Origin of the sequence: Roseovarius sp. A-2, from assembly GCF_002072155.1 — a bacterium.
In the GTDB taxonomy this organism is placed as follows: Bacteria; Pseudomonadota; Alphaproteobacteria; order Rhodobacterales; family Rhodobacteraceae; genus Roseovarius.
Window position 1 is genome coordinate 59,691 of the sequence record NZ_BDIY01000019.1, and the last position, 17,289, is coordinate 76,979.

General features: G+C 63.8%; 14 protein-coding genes and 1 pseudogene. 6 read left to right on the top strand and 9 right to left on the bottom strand.

Features of this window, described 5'->3' with window-relative positions:
- Positions 1-120: 120 nt before the first annotated feature.
- The gene (locus tag BHD06_RS17370; RefSeq protein WP_139784780.1) at positions 121-1,527 is read right to left on the bottom strand and encodes a DegQ family serine endoprotease; all 1,407 of its coding nucleotides are present in this window, start codon (positions 1,525-1,527) and stop codon (positions 121-123) included.
- Between the two features lie 388 nt (positions 1,528-1,915).
- Between BHD06_RS17370 and BHD06_RS17375 the strand changes: the two genes are divergently transcribed.
- The 3 genes from BHD06_RS17375 (at position 1,916) to BHD06_RS17385 (ending at position 7,016) form a co-directional block, all read left to right on the top strand.
- Complete coding sequence (locus tag BHD06_RS17375; protein ID WP_080458248.1) at positions 1,916-3,715, top strand: NAD(P)/FAD-dependent oxidoreductase; 1,800 nt, start codon at positions 1,916-1,918, stop codon at positions 3,713-3,715.
- A 161-nt stretch (positions 3,716-3,876) separates the two neighbouring features.
- Positions 3,877-4,890: a TAXI family TRAP transporter solute-binding subunit gene (locus BHD06_RS17380; protein WP_080458249.1), complete on the top strand. Its 1,014-nt coding sequence runs from the start codon at positions 3,877-3,879 to the stop codon at positions 4,888-4,890.
- Positions 4,891-4,970: 80 nt separating this feature from the next.
- Positions 4,971-7,016, top strand: coding sequence for a TRAP transporter permease (locus tag BHD06_RS17385; RefSeq protein WP_080458250.1), 2,046 nt, complete (start codon positions 4,971-4,973; stop codon positions 7,014-7,016).
- Positions 7,017-7,037: 21 nt separating this feature from the next.
- Here BHD06_RS17385 and BHD06_RS17390 read toward each other — a convergent pair whose 3' ends face one another.
- The 8 genes and pseudogenes from BHD06_RS17390 to BHD06_RS17425 form a co-directional block, all read right to left on the bottom strand.
- Positions 7,038-7,802 carry a TIGR02186 family protein gene (locus BHD06_RS17390; protein WP_080458251.1) on the bottom strand — a complete coding sequence of 255 codons (765 nt, stop codon included), beginning with the start codon at positions 7,800-7,802 and terminating at the stop codon, positions 7,038-7,040.
- Positions 7,802-8,716 (bottom strand): sulfite exporter TauE/SafE family protein, encoded by a 915-nt coding sequence (locus BHD06_RS17395; RefSeq protein WP_080458252.1) that lies wholly within the window; start codon positions 8,714-8,716, stop codon positions 7,802-7,804. Before BHD06_RS17395 ends, BHD06_RS17390 begins: the two co-directional genes overlap by 1 nt.
- A gap of 154 nt (positions 8,717-8,870) precedes the next feature.
- The gene (locus tag BHD06_RS17400) at positions 8,871-9,803 is read right to left on the bottom strand and encodes an alpha/beta fold hydrolase (RefSeq protein WP_080458253.1); all 933 of its coding nucleotides are present in this window, start codon (positions 9,801-9,803) and stop codon (positions 8,871-8,873) included.
- Entirely contained in the window at positions 9,800-10,717 is a 918-nt protein-coding gene (locus BHD06_RS17405; RefSeq protein WP_080458254.1) for an ornithine cyclodeaminase family protein, read from the bottom strand. Before BHD06_RS17405 ends, BHD06_RS17400 begins: the two co-directional genes overlap by 4 nt.
- 37 nt (positions 10,718-10,754) lie before the next feature.
- Positions 10,755-11,723 (bottom strand): DMT family transporter, encoded by a 969-nt coding sequence (locus BHD06_RS17410; RefSeq protein WP_080458255.1) that lies wholly within the window; start codon positions 11,721-11,723, stop codon positions 10,755-10,757.
- A 143-nt stretch (positions 11,724-11,866) separates the two neighbouring features.
- Positions 11,867-12,889: an aspartate-semialdehyde dehydrogenase gene (locus BHD06_RS17415; protein ID WP_080458256.1), complete on the bottom strand. Its 1,023-nt coding sequence runs from the start codon at positions 12,887-12,889 to the stop codon at positions 11,867-11,869.
- Between the two features lie 138 nt (positions 12,890-13,027).
- Positions 13,028-13,881: pseudogene (locus tag BHD06_RS17420) on the bottom strand (MFS transporter); the annotation flags it as partial.
- Between the two features lie 28 nt (positions 13,882-13,909).
- Positions 13,910-14,839, bottom strand: coding sequence for a histone deacetylase family protein (locus tag BHD06_RS17425; RefSeq protein ID WP_080458257.1), 930 nt, complete (start codon positions 14,837-14,839; stop codon positions 13,910-13,912).
- A 97-nt stretch (positions 14,840-14,936) separates the two neighbouring features.
- On the opposite strand from BHD06_RS17425, the gene BHD06_RS17430 reads away from it, so the two are divergent.
- From BHD06_RS17430 to rlmH, 3 genes are all read left to right on the top strand, one after another.
- Complete coding sequence (locus BHD06_RS17430; RefSeq protein WP_080458258.1) at positions 14,937-16,250, top strand: mechanosensitive ion channel family protein; 1,314 nt, start codon at positions 14,937-14,939, stop codon at positions 16,248-16,250.
- A 194-nt stretch (positions 16,251-16,444) separates the two neighbouring features.
- Positions 16,445-16,798 carry a ribosome silencing factor gene (gene rsfS, locus BHD06_RS17435; protein WP_376764860.1) on the top strand — a complete coding sequence of 118 codons (354 nt, stop codon included), beginning with the start codon at positions 16,445-16,447 and terminating at the stop codon, positions 16,796-16,798.
- Positions 16,799-17,269: a 23S rRNA (pseudouridine(1915)-N(3))-methyltransferase RlmH gene (gene rlmH / locus BHD06_RS17440; protein WP_080458259.1), complete on the top strand. Its 471-nt coding sequence runs from the start codon at positions 16,799-16,801 to the stop codon at positions 17,267-17,269. It begins immediately after the preceding gene.
- Positions 17,270-17,289: the final 20 nt, after the last annotated feature.

A 17,289-nucleotide genomic window follows, 5' to 3' on the forward strand; every position in this document is an offset into this window, starting at 1 on the left:
TGCGCGGCCTTGATAGCCGATCCTTCAGGTTGTGCGAAGCCTGCATCGCGCAGATGCTATGCCCGGACATGAAAAGGGGCACCGTCGGGGGTGCCCCTTTGAAGATTTATCCGCCCGGCATTAGCTGTCTTCGAGTGTCAGCGCGACAAAGCGCGGCTCACCAGCGCGGCGGACCAGTAGCAGGAGCGATTTGCGCCCTGCCTCGCGCGCCTCGGCGATGCGGTCGTCGAGATCGCCGATCGAGGCGATCTTCTGCTGCCCGGCCTCGGTGATCACGTCACCGGCGCGCAGGCCCTTTTCATAGGCCTCCGACAACTCGTCCACATCCGATACGACCAGCCCGGTCGTGTCGCTGTCGAGTTCCAGTTGGGCACGCAACTCGTCATCAAGCGGCTGAATGGTCAGGCCGAAGATGTCCTTTTGCTGCGGTTCCTCGGACGGATCCTCGCCGGGCTGAGCCACCGGGATCGCGTTCTCGGCCTCTTCGCGGCGGCCCAGCGTAACCTTGAGTGTCGTAGTCTTGCCGTCGCGGAACACGACCACGCGCACGGCCTTGCCCACGGCTGTATTACCCACCTGGCGTACGAGACCGCGGGTATCCTCGACCTCCTTGCCGTCGAACGAGACGATCACGTCACCGGCCAGCATGCCCGCCTCGGCGGCGGGTCCTTCGGGCACATCCGTGACAAGTGCGCCCGCGGCTTTCTCAAGCCCCATCGCCTCGGCCACGTCATCGGTTACGTCCTGGATGCGCACACCCAGCCAGCCGCGTCGTGTCTCGCCGAACTCCTGAAGCTGATCGACCACGCGCTTGACCACGTTAGAGGCCATCGAAAAGCCGATCCCGATCGAGCCGCCGGTGGGGCTGAGGATTGCGGTGTTGACGCCCACGACCTCGCCGTCGAGGTTGAAGAGCGGGCCGCCCGAGTTGCCCCGGTTGATGGCCGCGTCGGTCTGGATGTAGTCGTCATAGGTGCCCGAGAGCGCCCGGTTGCGCGCCGAGACGATACCCGCCGAGAGCGAAAAGCCCTGACCGAGCGGGTTGCCCATGGCCAGCACCCAGTCACCGACCCGCGCGGTGTCGCTGTCCCCGAAACTGACGAAGGGCAGCGGCTTGTCGGTCTTGACCTTGAGCAGCGCGATATCGGTTTTGGGATCAGTGCCGACGACTTCGGCAGGCAACATCTCGCCCGAGAAAAACTCGATATTGATTTCGTCGGCCGCCTCGATCACGTGGTTGTTGGTCACCACATAGCCGTCCTCGGAAATGACAAAGCCCGAGCCGAGTGCCGATGAGCGCCGGGGCCGGTCACCCTCTCCCATGCGGTCGCGAAACTGTTCGAAGAAATCCTCGAAGGGAGAGCCTTCGGGCACCATGGGCGCGGGGCCGGTGCCGCGCTCGACGACGGTCGAGGTGGTGATGTTGACAACTGAGGGGCTGACCTTGTCGGCCAGATCGGCAAAGCTTTCGGGACGGGCCTGTGCAGCGATGGCCTGCGCCAGAAGCAGGCCCAGCACGAGCGCCATCAGCCACAGCGCTCGAACCGGGGTTGCCGGGCCTCGCGTTGCGGATATCATCGGGAGGTTCACGCCAATATCTCCTTTGGTTGGTATGAAACGCGGCACGCCGCGCGCGTCAGCTATCGCTTAGATGTAGGTGTTCATCGACGGAACGCAAACCGCGTTCCGTTCTGTCACGCCCATGTGAGCGCGTTGCCGCGCAGAAATCAAGTCAAGAGCTGCGGCGTGATGTGTCCGGCGTGGGGTGCAGGCGGTCTGTTGCGCGCTGTTGCGTGCGCAACGTCGCGCGCCGTTTGGCAAGGAATTCGCGCTACGTCCACCAGAAAATCATGGTCAGGGCCGCGTGGCGCGTGTCAGCTTTCCGGCGGGAGAACCGTAACCAAGGGAGGATGACATGCTCGATTCAACTGTGGTCGATCAGACGCAGGCATTTCTGGACAATTTCGACAAGGCGCTTGAGGCCGGTGATATCGCCGCCGTGCGCGACATGTTTCAGGAGGAGTGCTACTGGCGCGATCTTGTGAGTTTCACCTGGAACCTCAAGACCGTGGAGGGCAAGGATCAGGTCGAGGACATGCTGCGCCATCAGTTGGCCACCACCAAGCCGCGCGGCTGGAAAATCGCGACAGGCGAGGTGCCCGACGAGGCCGATGGTGTGACTACCGCCTGGATTGAGTTCGAGACCGAGGTGGCGCGCGGCTATGGTCTGATCCGGCTCAGGGACGGCCGAATCTGGACGCTGCTCACTACGATGGTCGAGTTGAAGGGTCATGAAGAGGCCAAGGGCTTTGACCGCCCGCTCGGGGCCAAGCATGGCGCGGGCAAGAATCAGGCGACCTGGAAGGAAGAGCGCGAACACGAGGCGGCAACGCTTGGTTACGAGACACAGCCCCATACCGTGATCATCGGCGGCGGGCAGGGCGGCATCGCGCTTGGCGCGCGGCTTCGGCAACTGGGTGTGCCCACCATCATCGTGGAAAAGAACGACCGCCCCGGCGACAGCTGGCGGCGGCGCTACAAATCGCTCTGTCTGCATGATCCGGTCTGGTACGACCATCTGCCCTATATCAAGTTTCCCGACACTTGGCCGGTCTTTGCCCCCAAGGACAAGATCGGCGACTGGCTGGAAATGTACACCAAGGTGATGGAACTCAATTACTGGACCCGGAGCGAGGCGAAATCGGCCAGCTACGACGCGGAGGCGGGCGAATGGAGCATCGTCGTGGATCGCGACGGCGAAGAGGTGACGCTGCGCCCCCGTCAGCTTGTCATGGCTACCGGCATGTCGGGCAAGCCGCGCATGCCGGAGTTTCCGGGCATGGAGAGGTTCAAGGGCGACCAGCATCATTCCTCGAAACACCCGGGCCCAGATGCCTATGCGGGCAAGAAATGTGTGGTCATCGGCTCCAACAATTCGGCGCATGACATATGTGCCGCGCTTTGGGAGCATGACGCGGATGTGACCATGGTGCAGCGTTCGTCGACCCATATCGTGCGCTCGGACACGCTGATGGATATCGGCCTCGGTGCGCTCTATTCCGAAGAGGCGGTGCGCGGTGGCATGACCACGGAAAAGGCCGATCTGATCTTTGCCTCGCTGCCCTACCGGATCATGCACGAGTTTCAGATCCCGCTCTACGAGCAGATGAAAGAGCGCGACAAGGAGTTTTACGAGGGGCTGGAGAAGGCAGGCTTCAGGCTCGACTGGGGCGATGACGGCTCTGGTCTCTTCATGAAATACCTGCGCCGTGGCTCTGGCTATTACATCGACGTGGGTGCCAGCCAGTTGATCATCGACGGCGAGGTGAAGCTGGCCAAGGGCCAGGTGACCGAGGTGGTCGAGGATGGCGTGCTCCTCGACACCGGCGAGAAGCTCGAGGCCGACCTGATCGTTTATGCCACCGGCTACAATTCGATGAACGGCTGGGTCGCGGATCTGATGGGGCAGGCGATGGCCGACCGCGTCGGCAAGGTCTGGGGGCTTGGCTCGGACACCACCAAGGACCCCGGCCCATGGGAGGGTGAGCAGCGCAACATGTGGAAACCCACCCAAGCTGAGGCGCTGTGGTTCCACGGCGGTAACCTGCACCAGTCGCGGCATTACTCGCAGTTCCTCGCGCTGCAACTCAAGGCGCGGATGGAGGGTATTGCAACACCCGTCTACGGGTTGCAGGAGGTGCATCACCTCGGTTGAGAGGCCAGTGCTGCGGGGCTGTCCGCAAATCACGCGGACAGCCCTGCGGCATGTTGCCATGCCGCATCGCTTCCCATAACGTCCGGGCAGGGCAGGCCGCAGGCTTGCCGTTTCACAACAGGGGCGTGGCTGAAAACGCCCCCTATAACAGGGAGATAGAGATGGACGGTTTCAAAAGGGGTGCGCGGATTGTGCTTGCGGGCGCGGCGCTCGTCGCCGGTCTGGCGACGGCTTCGATCGCGCAGGATCTCAAGTTTTTCACCATCGGAACGGGCGGGACAGCCTATACCTATTATCCGGTGGGCGGTGTCATCGCCAACGCGATCTCCAAGCCGCCGGGCTCGCGGCCCTGCGACGAGGGTGGCAGCTGCGGCGTCGACGGGCTGATCGCCTCGGCGGTCTCGTCGCGCGGGTCGGTGGACAATGTGAACGCCATCGTCTCGGGGCTGCGCAATTCCGGCTTTGCCCAATCTGATGTCGCCTATTGGGCCTATACCGGCACCGGCACGATGGAGGGCCAGCCCCCCGCCGAGAACCTGCGCACCATCGCCGCGCTTTTTGAGGAGCATATCCACCTCGTGGCGCTCGCAGACAGCGGCATCGATTCGGTCAAGGATCTGGCGGGCAAGCGCGTCTCGCTGGATGAGCCGGGTTCGGGCACCTATGTCGATGCCGGTCTCATTCTCGAAGCGAACGGGCTGTCGGTCGATGACGTGACCGCCGAGGCGCTCAAAGGCAACGCCGCCTCCGAGGCGCTGCGCAACGGCAAGATCGACGCCTTCTTCGTGGTCGCGGGCTATCCGACCGGCTCGCTGGTGGAATTGGCCTCGGCCGAGGATATCAAGCTTGTGCCGATCGCGGGCGAGGGTGCTGATAACCTGACCGGCGAATACGGCTTTTTCGCGCAAAGCGAGATCCCCGAGGGCACCTATGAGGGCGTCCCGGCAACCGAAACCGTCGCCGTCGGCGCGCAGTGGTTCACCTCCGCCGAGGAAAATCCGGACCTGATCTACGAGATCACCAAGGCGCTGTGGAACGACAATTCCCGCAAACTACTGGATGTGGGTCACGCCAAGGGTAAGACCATCACCCCCGAGACCGCGCTGAGCGGGATCGGCGTGCCGCTGCATGAGGGCGCGGAACGTTTCTACAAGGAAGCCGGGCTCATCGAGTGAGCGCCCGGTAGAGCACACGCGGCCCGGTCACCCCCACGGTGGCCGGGTTTCTTTTCACGTCTTATCCCGGAACCGATAGCATGGCTGCCCGTCCCAAGCCCGATACGGATCGCGAACTGACAGCCGAAGAGCTGCACGAGATCGAGCGCAAATACGACCCTGAACTGGCCTTTCGGCCAACCGGGCGTGGCATCGCGCTGTTCATCTCGGTCTGTCTCGTCGCCATGTCGGTCTATCATTTCTACGCGTCGGGCTTTGGCCTCATCCGCGAATTGCTGCACCGGGGCATTCACCTGTCATTCGTGCTCGGTCTGGTGTTCCTGCTGTTCTCGTGGCGGCGCGGCGATGCGTCCGGCGGCCCGGCATGGCTGCGTGTCTCCGGCGTGCCGGTGCTCGACATCCTCTTCGCGCTGCTCGCCGTGGGCGCGGCGATCTACCTGCCGCTGCTGCCGCCCGAGGTCGTCTCGATCCGTGTCGGCAACCCGTCGGATACCGATGTGCTGATGGGCACCGCGCTGCTGGTGCTCACGCTCGAGGCGACGCGGCGCTCGGTCGGGCCGACCCTGCCGATCATCGCACTGGTGTTCGTCGGCTTCGCCATCTTCGGCCCCTGGGCCCCCGGCGCGCTCAAGCATGGCGGGGCAAGTTGGCCGGGGCTGATCAATCATCTCTACATGACCAATCAGGGGATCTACGGCATCGCGATCGGGGTGATGGCGCAATATGTCTTTCTGTTCATCCTCTTCGGGGTGCTGGCAACCCGCATTGGGCTGGGCCAGCTCTTCATCGACCTCGCCATGGTGATCGCCGGACGTTATGCGGGCGGCCCTGCCAAGGTGGCGATCTTCTCTTCGGCTTTCATGGGCACGATCTCCGGCTCCTCGATCGCCAATACAGTGACCACCGGCGCGCTGACCATTCCGGCAATGAAACGGGTAGGCTATCCGGCGCATTTCGCCGGCGCGGTCGAGGCGACCTCCTCGACCGGCGGGCAGATCACCCCGCCGATCCTCGGGGCGGCGGCCTTCATCATGGTAGAATACCTGGAAATCCCGTTACGTGACATTCTCGCGGCGGCGCTTTTCCCGGCCTTACTGCATTATTTCGGCATCTTCATCATGGTGCATCTGGAGGCCCGCAAGCTGGGCCTGCGCGGCCTGCGCGCCGAGGAACTGCCCAAGGCGGGGCTGGTGCTGCGCGAACACTGGCTGTCGATCATTCCTCTGGCGATCCTCGTCTACCTTATCCTCAGTGGCAAGACGCCCGATTACGCCGCCGTCTACGGCATCATCGCCTGCGTCGTCGTGGGGTTTCTCAATCCGGTCAACCGGCTGACACTGCGTGACCTGTGGCAGGCGCTGGCCGATGGCGCGCGTAACACGCTGGCGGTGGGGGCTGCCGCCGCAACGGTCGGTGTGGTCGTGGGCGTCGTCACCCTGACCGGGGTGGGCTTTCGCCTCGGCTATGTCGTGGTGCAGACCGCCACCGATCTTGGCACGACGCTCAGCGCGCTGTGGCCGCTCAGCGTCTTCACCGTGCAGCAATGGGCGCTCTTCGTCTCGTTGATCCTGATCGCCATCTCTTGCATCATCATGGGGGCCGGAATTCCGACCACGGCGACTTATATCATCCTTGTCGCGGTCGCTGCACCGGCGCTGGCGCAGTTGCAGGTCGAGCCGCTGGTCGCGCATTTCTTCGTGTTCTATTACGGCGTTCTGGCCGACATCACGCCACCCGTGGCGCTTGCCGCCTATGCGGCGGCGGGCATCGCCGGGGCCAATCCGTTTCGCACCGGCAACACCGCCTTCCGCCTCGGGATCGCCAAGGCGCTGGTGCCGTTCGTCTTCGTCTATTCGCCGGCCTTGCTGATCGTGACGGAGGGGTTCACCTGGGCGGCCTTCGCGATCACCCTGACGGGCGCGATGCTGGGCATTGCCGGGCTGGGCGTGGCGTTTTCCGGCTATTTTCTGGCGATGATGAGCCGGGCAGAGCGCTGGTGGGTCGGGCTGGTGTCGCTGTTTTTCATCGCGCCGGGCGTGCAGACTATGGCGCTCGGCCTTCTGCTCTGGTCGCCGGTGTTCGTGCTGCAATGGCGGCGGTATCGGTCGGAGCGAGCAACTGCCTGACGGGCCGCTGGGGCGTGTATTTCAGCCGCGCCGCATCATCTGGAATGCCGCCGAGGCCCCCCACCCGGCGGCGATGGCGATGGCTAGCGACATCAGACCGTAGAGCATCGGCTGTTCGCGCGACAGGGCGAAAAGCCAACGTTCCAACCCGACCTTTCGCACGTCGATCACGGTCTGGTACTGCGACACGACGCGGCCCTCGCGGGTCAGGAAGATGCGGGTTTGATAGGCCCCTTCGGTCAGGTTCGCGGGCAGGGAGATGGCTGTGCGAAAGAGCGTCTGCTCGTCAAAGGCCACCGCCCCTTCGCGCATCTGGTAGGCACCCTGATCGCGCTTGATCCGGATCAGCGCGTCGGTGAAATTCTCGACAACCACATTGGGCGCCATGCTTGCGGCACCCACCGAGCGGATCGCGCGCGGGATCGAGACGCGATGACGCAGATCCTCGGTATTGGACAACACCTTGTCGAGCGGCCCGGTGGTGGCCACCGCATAGAAACTCGGCGCGGCATCGAGATCGACCATGTCGGTATTGACCCAGATGCCGAATTGCCGGTCCTTGCGTCGGACCTGCACCGGCTGCGATGGCCCCGATACCGAGATCACCACATCGAGCGGCGTCTCGGGGATCGGGGCTTCGCGCTTGACCGCGCCGAAGATCAGGATGGCCGAGCCTTCAAAGGTCGCGGTGATCGCCACCTTGTCGCTCGACAGGCCCAGCACCACCTCTTCGGCGCGCAGAGGCAGGGCGGCAAGGACCAGCAGGGCTGTCAGACGCCAGAGCATCAATGCCCCCCCGCCGCGCCGAGCGAATAAAGTTCCGCAGGCTGCACCAGCAGATCGAAGGCCAGCTTGCCACAGACCACCAGCACCATCATCGCCAGCAGGATACGCAATTGCTCGGCCTTCATCCGCGTGCCGATGGTGGTGCCGATCTGCGCGCCGATCACGCCCCCCACCAGCAGCAAAACCGCAAGCGCGATATCGACGGTAAAGTTCGTGGTCGCATGCAGCATCGTGGTAAAGGCGGTGACGAAAATGATCTGGAGCAGCGAGGTGCCCACCACCACCTTGGTCGGCATCCCCAGCAGGTAGATCATCGCGGGGACCATGATAAAGCCGCCCCCGACGCCCATGATCGCGGCGAGGATACCGACGCTTACCCCCACGAGAAGCGGCGGGATCACCGAGATGTAAAGGCCTGAGGTGCGAAATCGCATCTTGAAGGGCAGGCCATGCACCCATCCGTGTTTCTTGCGCTTGGGCGCTGCCCCGCGCCGGGTGTTGCGAATGGCACGCAGGCTTTCGAAGAACATCATGCCGCCGACGATACCGAGGAAGACGACGTAGCACAGCGTGACCAGCAGATCGACCTGCCCCATCGACTTGAGGTAGTTGAATACCACAACCCCGAAGGCAGCCCCGACCAGACCGCCGATCAGGAGCACCGTGCCCATTCGGAGATCCACCGTCTTTCGCCTGAGATGGGCCAGCACCCCGGAAAAGGACGAGGCGACGATCTGGTTGGCCCCGGTCGCGACGGCGACGGCGGGCGGAATGCCGATAAAGAACAAAAGCGGCGTCAACAGGAACCCGCCTCCGACCCCGAACATACCCGACAACACGCCCACGAGCCCGCCCAATCCCAGAAGCAGTAAGGCGTCGACCGAGACCTCGGCTATGGGGAGGTATATCTGCATGCTATCCCTTAGCCCTAACACGGGTTTTATTGCAAGCCGGAGAGGCGGTTACAGATGCGCAGGCCTGATCAATTCTTGTTAACTGGACTTAACTTTCATGAATTCTGAACATGGCAGGACGAGGTGCCCGATGGCAAGCCTGCACCGCCACCTGTCATCGGTCATGGCGCATCAGATCGCGCATCGCGTGCAGAACTGCCTCGGTATGGGTGTAGGTCAGGCCGTGGCCTGCCCCCTCGATCACCTCCTGCCTTGCGCTGCGGTTGATCTGGGCAAGCCGCCCCATGGCGCTGAGCGGGATGATTGCGTCCTCGCGCCCCCAGATCGCCAGCACGGGCACGCCGGCCTCGGCCATGTCGCCATGCGCCTCGGTCAGGTTCTCGGACAGCATTCCGCTCATCGAGCGCGCGACTGCGGGCACGAAGCCGCGATAGTTCAACTCGGCCTGTTGCAGATCGACGATGCCCTCGACACTGCTGGGCAGATGGCGTTCGGCCTCGCACCCCTGGCGGAACACGCGCGGGAACACCGCGCGCATAAGCCATCGACCGATCATATTGCCGCGTGACACGACCCGCGCCACGGGGCCGAGATCATGGCCAAGCCCCGCCGGGGCAATCAGCACAATCTGCCTTATCCGCCCTGGGTAAAGCGCCGCAAAGACCGTGGCGATGGCCCCGCCCATGGAATAGCCGAGCAGGGTGATGTCGCCATCAACATCTTGATCCTCAAGCAATTCCTCCAATTGGGTGACGAAAAAGGCGCTGTCTTGCGGGCCATCGGGACGGTCGCTGTAGCCGCGCCCGTAAAGATCATAAATCAGCACGCGAAAGCCAATCGCCCCCAGCCCCCGCGCCACCCCGTGCCAGACGAAGGAGGGTGTGGTCAGACCATGCACGCAGACCGCGACTGGCCCGCGAGCGGCCCCCATCCAGCGGTAATGCGTGAGCCCGCGCGAGAGGTTGGCGAACTCGCCCGGCGCATGGCGGCGGGCGGTGTCACCCATCACGGGCTTGGCCGCCTCGCGCAGAAAGGGCGCTGCGGCAAGCAGGCCGAGAACCAGTGCCAGAAGTCCGAGCCAGATCATCCCGCGGCCCGCCAGGCGTCGAGGATATAGCGGCTGGTCATGAGGTCGAGATGCGCGCCGCCGCCGTTCTTGAAAAGGGTGATTTCATCCTCGCTCCGGCGGTGAAAGGTCTCGGGCTCATAGTAGTCCGCCACCAGATGGTCGCGGGTGATCGCGCCCGTTTCCAGCGGGATCCTGATCTCGCCGATATGACCCACAGTGGTGTCATAGCTGTCGACAAACACCCTGGCGCGGCGCAGGGCCTCGTCATCCACCTCGCGCATGTCGGGGCGGTAGGCGCCGATCAGGTCGATATGCTGGCCGGGCTGGAACCAGTCCCCCTTGATCAGCGGATCGGTGGACATGGTGGCGGAGGTGACGATATCGGCGGCGCGCACGGCGGTTTCCAGGTCGTCGGCCACGGCCATTCCGCCGCATTCCGCCGCCATGGTTTCGGCATTGGCGCGGGTACGGTTCCAGACGGTAAAACGCGCCTTGGGAAAGGCGGCGGAATAGGCCTGCCAGAGCGAGCGTCCCACCGTACCCGCCCCAACGATAAGGATATTTTCGCTGTCGGGCCGGGCCAGGCGGGTTGCGGCATAGAGGCTGTCTCCGGCGGTTTTCCACTTGGTGACAAGGTGGAAATCGACCAGCGCTGTCAGTGTCCCGTTGGCGTCGTCATAGAGGTTCACCGCGCCGTTGATCATCGGATCGCCCTTGTCGGGATTGCCCGGAAAGATCGTGGCGCATTTGACCGCGATGCCCATTCCGTCGATCCAGGCAGAGCGGTTCAGAAGCGTGTCCTTGCCGCGATAGAGGAAGGTGTCGGCGATCTCGGCGCGGGGCAGATCGTGCCCCGCCTGCAATGCCGCGCAGAGCCCCAGCCAATCGAGATGCGCCTCGCCTTCGGCGAATGGAATGATCGTCAGGCTCATCTTTTCCTCCTCGGTATTGCGTCGGTATCACGTCGGTTTAGCGTCGGTATCGGTTTGTCTTGGGTGTCAGCCTTGCATCCTTCACCGACTCGCGCCACACCAGATAGAGACCGGAGCCGACAATCAGGGCAATGCCGATCCAGGCGGTGGCATCGGGCCATGTGCCGAACACCGTCACCCCCCACATGATCGCCATCGGCATGGCGACATATTCAAACGGTGCGGCGAAGGCCGCCTCGGACAAGCGGTAGGCCTGAGAAATGAACAGCCCGCCCAGCATGCCGGAGATGCCCAGCATGGCGAAGATCGGATAATCCCCGACCGGAGGCCAGACCCATGCCCGAAACAGGAATTCCAGCGACGGGTGCCCCGACCCGGCAAAGCGTCCGTCGCCCAGCCCCAGCCCGATCATCGTGCTGGCGATGAGAAAGGTCAGCTGGATGTAGAAGGCCATGGTGGGCGCGGATTCGGTGCCGCCGATCTTGCGTGTCAGCATGTGCAGCGTGGCATAGAGAAACGCCGCCACGATGGGCAGGAGCGAGGCCAGTTGAAACGCCGAGGTGCCCGGCTTGACGATCACCAGAACCCCGACGAAGCCCACCGAAATGGCGGCCCAGCGGCGGGGGCCGACCACCTCCTTGAGGAAGATGACCGAAAAGACGGTGATCACCAGCGGCGAGACGAAGAAGATCGCGGTGGCATCGGCAATCGGCAGCGCGGCCAGACCCAGAAAGAGACACATGTTGGCCGAGACCACGCAAAGCCCCCGGATCAGGTGAACCACCGGCCGCCGTGTGCGCAACAGGCGCGGCCCCCCGGCGAGCGGCATGACGAAGCAGGTGAACGCCGTGAGCCCGATCAGCGCGCGGATAAACACCACCTGATGCAGGGCATAGGCATCCGAGAGAAACTTGATCCCCACATCGTTGATCGAAAAGCACATCACCGCCGCCAAGGCAAAGGCGGCGCCGATCAGGTTGGAACGCTGAACGGTGGCGGTGGTCATGGGGCTCCGGGACTGGTTTTGTCGGCGACAGATGACGCGAGCAGCCCGGCAATGTAAACCCCCGCCGCTGGTTCCGTCGCGGCCTCGAACAGCAAACGGGCGCGCCCGAGGACGCGCCCGCATCGATCGGCTTTGAGGGCGGATCAGCCCTTTTTAAGCACCCTTGCCCCGAGCGTCTCGGCGATCTGCACGGCGTTGAGGGCCGCGCCCTTGCGCAGGTTGTCACTGACGCACCACAGGTTTATGCCGTTGTCGATGGTCGGGTCCTGACGGATGCGGCTGATGAAGGTGGCGAAATCGCCGACGCATTCGATGGGTGTGACGTAGCCGCCATCCTCGCGCTTGTCGATCACCATGATACCTGGGGCCTCGCGCAGGATGTCGCGCGCCTCGGCCTCGTCGAGATGGTCCTCGAACTCGATATTGATCGCCTCGGCATGGCCGACAAACACCGGCACGCGCACGCAGGTTGCGGTGACCTTGATCTTGGGGTCGACAATCTTCTTGGTTTCGGCGACCATCTTCCATTCTTCCTTGGTCTGGCCGTCCTCGAGAAACACGTCGATATGCGGGATCACGTTGAAGGCGATCTGCTTGGGATAGACCTTGGCCTGATAATCGTCGGTCGGGTTGTAGACAGCCTTGGTCTGGTCCCACAGTTCGTCGATGCCGTCCTTGCCCGAGCCCGACACCGACTGGTAGGTCGACACGACGACGCGCTTGATCCGGGCGCGGTCATGCAGCGGCTTCAGCGCCACCACCATCTGCGCGGTGGAACAGTTGGGGTTGGCGATGATGTTCTTCTTGGCATAGCCCTCGACCGCCTCGGGGTTCACCTCGGGCACTACCAGCGGCACGTCCGCGTCGTAGCGGTAGAGCGACGAGTTGTCGATCACGACACAGCCCGCCTTGGCCGCTTTGGGCGCGTAAATCTTGGTCGCGTCCGAGCCGATGGCGAAGAGCGCGATATCCCAGCCGGTGAAATCGAACGTGTCGAGATCAAGGGTCTTGAGCGTTCGCTCGCCAAAGCTGACTTCGGTGCCGAGCGAGCGGCGCGAGGCGAGGGCCGCGATCTCGTCCACCGGGAACTCGCGTTCGGCGAGGATGTTCAGCATTTCGCGGCCCACATTGCCCGTGGCGCCAACGACGGCGATTCTGTAACCCATGTGTATCATGCCTCCTGATCGGGGTTGCGGTGCGGGTCATACAGGGATTGCGGGGGATGTGAAAGGGGCGGGTTGTCAGCCCATGTTGTCGCGGCTGAAGAGATAGACCACCAGCCCGGCCAGCAATGCGGCGCCGAACAGTGCGAAGATCGCCAGCGCGCAGATCAGGTTGCCGGTGAAGATCACCCATTTGCGGGCCTTGAATACCCGGTCGAGCGGGCCATAGGCGAGCGTGCCCGCGACCATCGCCAACCCCATCACCAGCATTGCCTGCCCGACCTGCCCGGTATCGAGCGCGAAGACATCCCGCAGGTAGGGCCCGGCCCAGAGCCCGCGCAGCGCCGCGGCGGGCGCGTAGGCCACGAACATCAGCGGCAGGATCGCCCAGAGGGCGGGCATTTTCAGCAAGTCGAGGATCGAGCCGCGCTGCTCGCCGGTCACCGCCTCGGGATCGCGCACGAGGGTCTGAATGCCGAGTGCGATCACCGCCGCCACCCCCGCCAGTACCCAGAGTGCTGCGCGCCAGCCGATGGTTTCCGCCGCTCAGGCCATCGGCCAGGCGGCCACCAGGTTGCCTTTTGACCCTACCCCCGCATCAACGCCGCGAGGGTTGTAAAACGTACGGGCGGAAACTGTCGCGCGAAGATGTAATAGGACGCCATCAGCACCGGCGAGCAGCCCACCGCGATGAGCCCCATCGCGAGGCTTATATGCAGCAGTGCCGTGGCCAGCGCGAAGAGTGCCGCCCCGCCGCCGCCGCCGATCAGCAGTAGCACGGCGGAAGTGCGGCGTGGGCCGATCCGGTCAAGCGCCCACCCCACCGGTATCTGCATGCCGGCGAAGATCAGGAACCACAGCCCCGAGGCAACGGCCAGATCGTCCGGTGTGGTGCCGATATCGCGCGTCAACGGCCCGCTGAGCACGGCGAGGAAGGCACGGAAGAACTAGCTCAGGACATAGGCGAGGCACAGCAGGGCCAGACCGGCACGCATGGCGCGGGGTTCCTTTTGGGGGCTGCGTTCAGGCGGTACCGCGTTTGATCAGCACATCGACATGTGCCGCCGCGCTCTCGGTGAGGGCACGCAGGTTGTAGCCGCCTTCAAGACAGCTCACGAGGCGGCCATCGCAGAGCTCATCCGCCAGATCGCAGAGCCGTTCGGTGATCCAGGCGAAATCCTCGGTTTCGAGCATCAGTTCCGCCAGCGGGTCGTCGCGATGCGCGTCGAAGCCGGCGGAGACGATGATCAGATCGGGCTTGAAGGCGCGCAGGCGGGGAAACACCGTGTCCTCATAGGCGCGGCGGAACGCCTCGCCGCCCGAGCGCGGAGCGAGTGGTACGTTGAGGATGGTGTCATGCGGCCCGGTCTCATGCGCGGCACCGGTGCCGGGCCAGAGCGGAAACTGATGCGAAGAGACGAAGAGCGCGCGCGGTTCGTCCTCCAGCAGGTCCTGCGTGCCGTTGCCGTGATGCACGTCGAAATCCACTACCGCGACGCGGCCCAGCCCGTGATGGTCGAGCGCATGTTTCGCCGCCGCCGCGACATTGCCGAAGAGGCAAAAGCCCATCGGGGTTTCACGCTCGGCATGGTGGCCCGGCGGGCGGGTGGCGACAAAGGCGTTCTGCGCCTCGCCCATCAGCACTAGATCGACGCCGCGGATCGCCCCGCCCGCGCCGCGATGCGCCGCGGCGAGGCTGCCCGGTGACATCCATGTGTCGCCGTCAAGCTGCATCAGACCCTCTTCGGGGGCGGCGGCGCGAATTGCCTCGATATAGCGCTTGGGATGGACGCGCAGCAGATCGTCTTCGGCCACCAGCGGGGCGGTGACACGGGTCACGGCCTTGTCTTTGAGCGCCGCCAGAACCCGCTCCAGCCGGGCCACCTGTTCGGGATGGCTGTCGGGCGGTTCGTGCCCCAGGCAATCGGGATGGGTGATCAGGGCAGTGGTCATGGCGCTCCTCCTTCGGTTGCCGGGGAAGAGAACCGGATTTGCGGTCCTTGTCCAGTGCAGCCTTGTGGGCGCACAGGTCACATGCCACTCTGAAAGCATGGAAGGTAATGCGATCACGTTGACACAGGATATCGCGATAGGCCTCTGGACGCAGCTGGAGCTGTTTCTGCAAAGCCTGCTGCGGCCGTGGAATGCCTATCAGATCGTGATTGCCGTCGGTCTCTTCGCGCTGGCGCATGTCCTCGACGCGCTGCTTGGCCCAGTCTGCCGGGAATGGATGCGGCAGCGCGAGGGCTGGCCGAAATGGCGCATGCGCCTGCTGGTCATGCTGCACCGTCGGCTAAGGCTGATTTTCTTCGTGATGCTGCTCTGGCCGGTGGTCTGGCTGATGCAGAGCTACACCTGGCCCAGCCGGTCCTACCTGCTGACGATCTTTGCCGAACTGGCGCTTGCGTGGCTGGTGATCGCCATCGCGACGCGGCTTTTCGGCAACAGCTTTTTGCGCGGGCTGGTGCGCTATGCGGGCTGGATATGGGGGACGCTGATCATCCTCGACCTGACCGAGGAGGCGCAGACGCTGCTCGATGGCTGGGCGTTCGAGGTCGGCGAGACGCGGTTCTCACTATGGTTGATCGTGCAGGCGGTGATCCTGATCGGCGTGCTCTTTGCGCTGGCGCGGTTTATCTCGACCACGAGCGCGGCGCAGGTGCGCAAAAACGCCGATATTTCGCCTTCGATGCAGGTGCTGGTGGTCAAATTCCTGCAATTGCTGCTTTATGGCGCGGCCTTCTTCATCGGGTTGCGCACGGTGGGGGTGGACCTGACGGGCCTCGCGGTGCTGTCTGGCGCGATCGGCGTGGGGCTCGGGTTTGGCCTGCAAAAAGTGGTGTCGAACCTGGTTTCGGGGGTGATCATCCTGCTCGACAAGTCGATCAAGCCCGGCGATGTGATCAGCCTCGGCGAGACCTTTGGCTGGATCAACAGTCTGGGCGCGCGCTATGTGTCGATCACCACGCGGGACGGGCGCGAATATCTCATTCCGAACGAGGATCTGATCACCGGGCAGGTGGTCAACTGGTCGCATTCCAACGATTTCGTGCGGCTCGATATCTATTTCGGCACTGCCTATGGCGACGACCCGCACAAGGTGCGCAAGATCGCCATCAAGGCCGCCAAGAGCGTCAATCGCGTGTTGAGCGAACAGCCGCCGGTCTGCCATATCGTGGGCTTTGGTGACAGCAGTGTTGACTATATCCTTCGGTTCTGGATCCGCGATCCCACTGACGGCCTCACCAATATTCGCGGCAATGTCTATTTGGCGCTGTGGGATGCGTTTCAGGAGGTTGGCATTTCCATCCCCTTCCCGCAGCGCGAGGTGCGGATGCTGGGCGATCAGGCACAACCGGGGTAGATTCGGCGCATATCCGCGTGTAATCGGCTGCACATGCGTTGCGTTTCATTGAAAAGTCACGTTTGTCTTGCTACTTTAAATATATGTCCGGCACCGGGGCTTTGCGGTGCGCCAGAGAGGAGGACTATGTCCTGTCTTTTACAATGCATGCGGCAGGCGCCGCTGAGCAGGGGGCGTATCCGATGACGCCCGGTATGACCGCAGACAGCGAAGCGCAGCTTGCGGCGATCCTTCAATCCCTTTCCGACAACAAGGCCGAAGATGTCGTGCAGATCGACCTGCGCGGCAAGACCGCCATGGGCGATTACATGTTGATCTGCTCGGGGCGGTCGTCGCGGCAGGTTTCGGCGATTGCCGAGAAACTGGTGGATCGGCTCAAGCAGGAGCACGGGGTTCCGGCGCGCACCGAGGGCCGCGACACCGGTGACTGGGTGCTGATCGACACGGGCGATGTGATCGTCCATGTCTTCCGCCCCGAAGTGCGCGAGTTCTACCAGCTTGAGAAGATGTGGATGCCCAGCGGGCAGACGGCAGCGACCCAGGCCTGAATGCGGGTGCATATCTGCGCGGTGGGCCGGTTGCGGACCGGCCCGGAACGCGCATTGATCGACGATTACATCACCCGGTTCGACCGAACGGGTCGGGCGCTGGGCCTCGGGCCGCTTGCGCTCCATGAGGTCGAGGACAAGAAGGGCGGCGGCATGGAGGCCGAAGCCGTTCTGCTGGAGCGAGCGATCCCCAGGGGCGCGGTGACCGTGGCGCTGGATGAGCGCGGCACGCTCATGACGTCCCCAGACTTTTCCGACCGCCTAGCCGGTTGGCGTGATGCCGGGCGCGGCGACGTGGCCTTTGTCATCGGCGGGGCGGATGGCATCGCGCCGGGGCTGCGTGCGCAGGCGGATGTCGCGCTGTCGTTTGGCAAGATGGTCTGGCCACATATGCTGGTCCGCGTGATGCTGAGCGAGCAGCTTTACCGCGCCGCCTCGATCCTTGCGGGCAGCCCCTATCACCGGGTGTGACCCGGCACGAGTGTCTTGCA

What these genes read in the sequence shown, in the direction of transcription:
- BHD06_RS17375 (WP_080458248.1), top strand. Translation starts at nt 1,916, where the DNA reads ATGCTCGATTCAACTGTGGTCGATCAGACGCAGGCATTTCTGGACAAT.
- BHD06_RS17405 (WP_080458254.1), bottom strand. Translation starts at nt 10,717, where the DNA reads ATGAGCCTGACGATCATTCCATTCGCCGAAGGCGAGGCGCATCTCGAT.
- rlmH (WP_080458259.1), top strand. Translation starts at nt 16,799, where the DNA reads ATGCGGGTGCATATCTGCGCGGTGGGCCGGTTGCGGACCGGCCCGGAA.
- BHD06_RS17380 (WP_080458249.1), top strand. Translation starts at nt 3,877, where the DNA reads ATGGACGGTTTCAAAAGGGGTGCGCGGATTGTGCTTGCGGGCGCGGCG.
- BHD06_RS17395 (WP_080458252.1), bottom strand. Translation starts at nt 8,716, where the DNA reads ATGCAGATATACCTCCCCATAGCCGAGGTCTCGGTCGACGCCTTACTG.
- BHD06_RS17385 (WP_080458250.1), top strand. Translation starts at nt 4,971, where the DNA reads ATGGCTGCCCGTCCCAAGCCCGATACGGATCGCGAACTGACAGCCGAA.
- BHD06_RS17400 (WP_080458253.1), bottom strand. Translation starts at nt 9,803, where the DNA reads ATGATCTGGCTCGGACTTCTGGCACTGGTTCTCGGCCTGCTTGCCGCA.
- BHD06_RS17430 (WP_080458258.1), top strand. Translation starts at nt 14,937, where the DNA reads ATGGAAGGTAATGCGATCACGTTGACACAGGATATCGCGATAGGCCTC.
- rsfS (WP_376764860.1), top strand. Translation starts at nt 16,445, where the DNA reads ATGACCGCAGACAGCGAAGCGCAGCTTGCGGCGATCCTTCAATCCCTT.
- BHD06_RS17410 (WP_080458255.1), bottom strand. Translation starts at nt 11,723, where the DNA reads ATGACCACCGCCACCGTTCAGCGTTCCAACCTGATCGGCGCCGCCTTT.
- BHD06_RS17415 (WP_080458256.1), bottom strand. Translation starts at nt 12,889, where the DNA reads ATGGGTTACAGAATCGCCGTCGTTGGCGCCACGGGCAATGTGGGCCGC.
- BHD06_RS17425 (WP_080458257.1), bottom strand. Translation starts at nt 14,839, where the DNA reads ATGACCACTGCCCTGATCACCCATCCCGATTGCCTGGGGCACGAACCG.
- BHD06_RS17390 (WP_080458251.1), bottom strand. Translation starts at nt 7,802, where the DNA reads ATGCTCTGGCGTCTGACAGCCCTGCTGGTCCTTGCCGCCCTGCCTCTG.
- BHD06_RS17370 (WP_139784780.1), bottom strand. Translation starts at nt 1,527, where the DNA reads ATGGCGCTCGTGCTGGGCCTGCTTCTGGCGCAGGCCATCGCTGCACAG.